Genomic DNA, 5,204 nt, shown 5'->3' with positions numbered 1-5,204 from the left:
GAGCTCCCGGAGCCTCCGTGCGACGGGGGTGCCGGGTCGCACCGGCCCCGGGGACGGAGTAGACATGAGGCATGAGCAGCGGTGGCGCTCCTGCCGCCAGACACAGCCGACACGGCCCGGGCACCGCGATCGACTACGCGGAGGTCTTCCAGGCGCTGCCCGTTCCCACACTGCTGCTCACCCCCGGCCTGGTGATGGCCGACGCCAACCGGGCCTACGTGCGGACCTCCGGGCGCGGTCGTGAGGAACTGCTCGGCCGGCGCGTCCTCGACGTGTTCCCCGACGATCCCGACGATCCGGAGGCCAACGGCCCGCGCGTCCTGCGCGCGTCGCTGGAACGGGTGCTGGCCACCGGCGAACGGGACACGATGGCCCTGCAGAAGTACTCCGTCGAGGTGCCGGACCGCCCCGGTGTGTACGAGGAGCGCTACTGGAGCCCGGTCAACGTCCCGGTCCTCGACGCCCACGGCCGGGTCATCCTCATCGTCCACCGCGTCGAGGAGGTCACCGCCCTCGTCCGCGCCCGCCAGGCCCTCGGCGCCACCCCCGGCATCGTGCTCAGCCACGAGGACGCCATGGCCGCCGACCTGCTCACCCGCTCCCAGGAACTGCAGGAGCTCAACGAACAGCTGCGCGAGGACCAGGAACGGCTCCGCGAGATCGCCGTCACCCTGCAGCGCGCCATGCTGCCCCTCCCCGCGCCGGCCGAGAACCCCTCCGTGGCCGTGCGCTACCGGCCCGCGGCCGGCTTCCTCAACGTCTGCGGCGACTGGTACGACCTGTTCGAGCTCGACACGGACCGGCTGGCCGTCGCGGTCGGTGACGTGGTCGGTCACGGTCTGGAGGCGGCCGGCGTCATGGGACAGCTGCGCAACGCGCTCAGCGCCGCGCTCCGGGCCACCGGACGGCCGGCGTCCGCGCTCACGACCCTCGCCCGGCACGCGCTGACCGTCGACGGCGCCCTCGCCACCACCGCCGTCCAGGTCGTCGTGGACCGCTCCGCGCGGACCGTCACCTACAGCCGCGCCGGCCACCCGCCCCCGCTGCTCGCCCACGCCGACGGAACCGTCGAGATCCTGGACCAGGCCACCGACCCTCCCCTGGGCGCGGGCGACGGCTCCGTCCAGGGCGAGGCGACGGTGTCCTACACCCGCGGCGCCACGCTCGTGCTCTACACCGACGGCCTCATCGAACGCCGCGACGAGGACATCGACACCGGCCTGCGCCGCCTCGCCGACTCCCTCGCCCTGCACCACACCCTCGACGCCGAGAGCCTCGCCGACGCCGTACTGTCCCACCTGGCCCCCGGCCCCGAGAGGGGCTCCGACGACGACACGGCACTCGTGGTGATCCGCCTGTGAGGCTGTGACGCTTCAGGTGGCCCTGTCACGCTGCCGTCTCACGGCTTCTCGTCGAAGCTCGCGAAGTACGCGGCGGCCATGTCCTCGTCGCCGTGGCCTTGCTCGGCCGCGCGGGCCAGTCGTTCGGCGCTCGCGGCGGCCACGTCGAGGCGGACGCCGTTCTGTTCGCCCGCGGCGACGATCAGCCGGGCGTCCTTGACGGCGGTGGTCACGGCGAAGGACGCGGGGGAGAGCTTGTCGTCCAGGATCAGGCCGGCCTTCGCCCGCAGGTACCCCATGTCGAGCGGGCCGCCCGCGATGGCGTCGAAGAAACCCTGCGGGTCCACGCCGAGGGCCTGCGCCAGGGCCAGGACCTCGCCGGTCGCGCTGGTCGCCGCGAGCACCCAGCTGTTGGCCACCAGTTTCAGCCGGGTGGCGCTGCCCGCCGCGCCGTCCTCGCCGGTCCACACCGTACGGGCGCCGACCGCGTCGAAGACCGGCGCCACCGCGTCCCGGCCCTCGACGGGCCCGGCCGCGAGCACGGTCAACTGTCCCGCCTCGGCGGGCTGCCGGGTGCCGAGCATCGGGGCGTCGTAGAAGACCAGCCGGTGCTCGCGGGCGAAGTCGGCGAGTTCGGCGATCGCGTCGATGCCCGCGGTCGTGGACTGCACCCAGGCGGCGCCCGGGCGCAGGGCACCGGCGGCCTGCTTCATCACGTCCAGGGCGGCCGGGCCGTCGTACAGCATGGTCAGGACGACGTCGGCGTCCCGGACCGCCTCGGCGGGCGTGTCCGCGACGTGCGCGCCGTCGGCGGCCAGCGGCTCGGCCTTGGCGCGGCTGCGGTTCCAGACGCGGACGCCGTGTCCGGCGCGGGCGAGGTTACGGGCCATCGCGGCGCCCATGATGCCGGTGCCCAGGACGGTCACGGTGAGCTTGTCGGTCATGGCGTCACCTTCCTGATGAGGAGGTCAATGCGTGCTGCTTCAGCCGAGCTTCTTCAGCAGCTCGGTGGCGAGCGGGGCGGAGGACGCGGGGTTCTGGCCCGTGACCACGTTGCGGTCGACCTCGACGTGCGGGGCGAAGGGCGCGTGGGCCTCGACCGTCAGGCCCGCCTCGGTCAGCCGGTCCTGAAGGAGCCACCGGGCCTTGGCGGCGTTGCCGGCCAGCTCCTCCTCGGCGTTGGTGAAGGCGGTGACGCGGTAGCCGGCGTAGGCGTTGGTCCCGTCCTCGCCCATCGCGGCCAGCAGGGCCGCCGGGCCGTGGCACACCACGCCGACGGGCAGTCCTCCGGTCACGGCCTGCGCGAGGATCCGGCCCGAGTCGCCGTCGGCCGACAGGTCCTCCATGGGACCGTGGCCGCCGGGCACGTACACGGCGTCGTACGCGTCCAGGCGCACGTCGGCCAGCGCGACCGGGTTCAGGAACTCGGGGGCGCTCGCCACGACGGCCTCGATCCTGGCCGCGTTCTCGGGGCCGTCGGTGGCCTCGGGGGCGAGGCTGGCGGGGTCGACGGGCGGGACGACACCGCCGGGGGTGGCGACCGTGACCTCGTGGCCCGCGGCCTTGAACGCCTCCAACGGGACGACGGCCTCCTCGGCCCAGAAGCCGGTGGGGTGCGTGCTGCCGTCGGCCAGCGTCCACCGGTCGGCGCCGGTCATCACGAAAAGGATCTTCGCCACGGTATCGCTCCGTTCTCTCACCTGCGTGGTGCTTGTGGTGCTCGTAGTGCTCATGATGCTCGTGGTGGTCCTGCTGCCCGTACCCGGCCGAATTACCCGGTCGGTCGGGTACCCGCCTCGGTGACATCCCCGACGTCAGGCGTGCCACACATCCTCGCGTCAGTCCGCCTGCTGGGCCGGATCGGCGGTGACCGCGCGCAGCAGCGGCCGGCTGGCGCCGATCGCCGCGAACATCACCGCGGCGCCGACGAGCACGCAGACGGCCAGTCGCAGGGCGCCCGAGGTGTCGACGGTGGTGCCGCCCGCCTCGTTCAGCTTCATCGCGGCGTAGACACCGGACCCGGTCACACCGCCGGCGAGGACCACCAGCGGGAGCACGCTCTCGCGGACCCGCGCCCGGTCCAGCACCTTCAGCGGCGTACCGGCGAGACGCAGCCGGTTGTAGACGCGGCGCCGGTCGAGGACGTTCGCGGCGGCCGTGAGCCCGGCGGAGGCGGTGGCGACGACGAAGCCGACGGCGAGGGTGGCCAGACCGGTGTCGCGCAGTTCGGCGGCGGCCAGGTCGTCGATCGCGGAGGTAGTTTCCTGGGTGTACGGGGGTACGGCGGTGCGCAGCCGGGTGAGCGCGGTGAGGGCGGCGTCCATCCGGTCGGGCCCGCCGGTCACCTGGGCCGTGATGCCGGGCGTGCCCCACAGCAGGGTGTCGGTGTCCGTGTCGCTGGTGTGGGCGTGCACGGTGGCCGTCACCCCGGCGTCCTTCAGCAGCTCACGGGCGTGCTCGGCGGTCTCGCGTACGGCGCCCTTGTGCTCGGAGGTCACGGGTACGGCGACCTGTCCCGGATAGCTCGTCCCGCCGAGGTCGAGGTGGGCCACGGAGAAGAACCCGGCCACGAAGCCCGCCAGTACCAGCCCGCTGACGGTGCGCCAGGCACCGCGCGGATCATCGCTGAGCCGACGCGCGGCCAGCAGTGTCGCCGGCCGCCGGGCGAACCGCCCCAGCAGACGCCCGAGCCGGTCCACCACCCAGGGCCCGACGATCCAGAAGGCGGCGTAGGCGAGGACGACCAGCGCGAGCTGCTGCGACAGCGTGAGCCCGCCCCCGCGCAGGGTGGTGACGACATAGAGCAGCAGACCGGCGAACAGCACCAGCCGTACCAGACGCGTGCGGCGCGGGTCGGACTGCTGGGCGACACCCAGCGGCGCCCGGGCCACCTGCCGCAGGGTCGTCACCGCGCTCAAAGCCGTCAGCACCGCCACGGCCACGATCACGGCGAACAACCCCGGCACGCCGACCCAAAGATCACCGGTCTGCCACGAGCCGACGCCGAACCGCAGCCGGGCGAGCGCGGGCAGCAGCGCACCGTAGACGAGGGCGCCGACGACCGCTCCGGCCGCGCCCACGGCCGCCGCCTCGACACCGGTCATCGTGAGGATCTGCCGCGGTGTCGCCCCGGCCAGCCGCAGCCCGGCCAGCCGCTCCTCGCGCCGGGCCGCCCCCAGCCGCCCGGAGGCCGCCGCCAGCACGATCACCGGTACGACGAGGAGTCCGGCGGCGGTCAGCGCCATGGCCCGGTCGTTCGAGGTGAACGCGTGCGGGGAGGTGCCGTCGAAATCGGAGACGACGGCCCGTGCCGCCAGCCCGCTGCTGAGCATGTCCGTCCCCGCGGCGCCCGACACGGCGGGATCGCCCACGGCCCGCCCCACGACAGCCAGCCGCTGCTCGGGCGCGGCCAGCCCGGCACCGCCGACGGTCCCGTACCCGGAGCCGTCCTCCGGGAACCGGTCGGCGAGCTGCCGCGCGGGCAACTCGCGCACGAGGTCGGCGAGCCCCGGGGAGAGGAACACCTCCCCGACCTTCGGGAAGTGGTCCAGCCCCGGGGGCGGCGGGCTGGCCGCACGCCCGGGCAACTGGGCGAGGCTGACCACGGTGACCGGTTCTCCCCGTACGAACGTGGTGGCCACGGCCTGCACGGCGGTGCCGTGCCGATCGGCCTGCGGCGTCAGCCAGGCAGTGCGCTCGGCACGGCTCCCGGCCCCGAGATACGCGGCGAACAGCACCAACAACACGAGCGCACTCACGGCAGCAGCCGCAGCGGCCAGCACCTGGCCCTGAAGCCCACGCCGACCGGAGGCTCTGGCCAGGTGCCAGGTGAGGGGGAGGATGGGGGAGGGCATGGTGGTCTCC

General features: G+C 74.1%; 4 protein-coding genes. 1 reads left to right on the top strand and 3 read right to left on the bottom strand.

The window, feature by feature from the left end; translation table 11 throughout:
• Nucleotides 1–71: 71 nt before the first annotated feature.
• Nucleotides 72–1,361 (top strand): PP2C family protein-serine/threonine phosphatase, encoded by a 1,290-nt coding sequence (locus FNH08_RS43985; protein WP_152777112.1) that lies wholly within the window; start codon nucleotides 72–74, stop codon nucleotides 1,359–1,361.
• A 38-nt stretch (nucleotides 1,362–1,399) separates the two neighbouring features.
• Here FNH08_RS43985 and FNH08_RS43980 read toward each other — a convergent pair whose 3' ends face one another.
• From FNH08_RS43980 to FNH08_RS43970, 3 genes are all read right to left on the bottom strand, one after another.
• Complete coding sequence (locus tag FNH08_RS43980; RefSeq protein WP_152777111.1) at nucleotides 1,400–2,284, bottom strand: NAD(P)-dependent oxidoreductase; 885 nt, start codon at nucleotides 2,282–2,284, stop codon at nucleotides 1,400–1,402.
• 39 nt (nucleotides 2,285–2,323) lie between these two features.
• Nucleotides 2,324–3,019, bottom strand: coding sequence for a type 1 glutamine amidotransferase domain-containing protein (locus FNH08_RS43975; protein WP_322726426.1), 696 nt, complete (start codon nucleotides 3,017–3,019; stop codon nucleotides 2,324–2,326).
• Nucleotides 3,020–3,178: 159 nt separating this feature from the next.
• Nucleotides 3,179–5,194, bottom strand: a complete 2,016-nt coding sequence (locus tag FNH08_RS43970; protein WP_152777113.1) for an FtsX-like permease family protein — start codon at nucleotides 5,192–5,194, stop codon at nucleotides 3,179–3,181.
• Between the last annotated feature and the right edge of the window lie 10 nt (nucleotides 5,195–5,204).

Source organism: Streptomyces spongiae, from assembly GCF_009377185.1.
Lineage (GTDB): Bacteria > Actinomycetota > Actinomycetes > Streptomycetales > Streptomycetaceae > Streptomyces > Streptomyces spongiae.
This window is presented reverse-complemented; position numbering and strand designations above follow the sequence as displayed.

What these genes read in the sequence shown, in the direction of transcription:
- FNH08_RS43985 (WP_152777112.1), top strand. Translation starts at nt 72, where the DNA reads ATGAGCAGCGGTGGCGCTCCTGCCGCCAGACACAGCCGACACGGCCCG.
- FNH08_RS43970 (WP_152777113.1), bottom strand. Translation starts at nt 5,194, where the DNA reads ATGCCCTCCCCCATCCTCCCCCTCACCTGGCACCTGGCCAGAGCCTCC.
- FNH08_RS43980 (WP_152777111.1), bottom strand. Translation starts at nt 2,284, where the DNA reads ATGACCGACAAGCTCACCGTGACCGTCCTGGGCACCGGCATCATGGGC.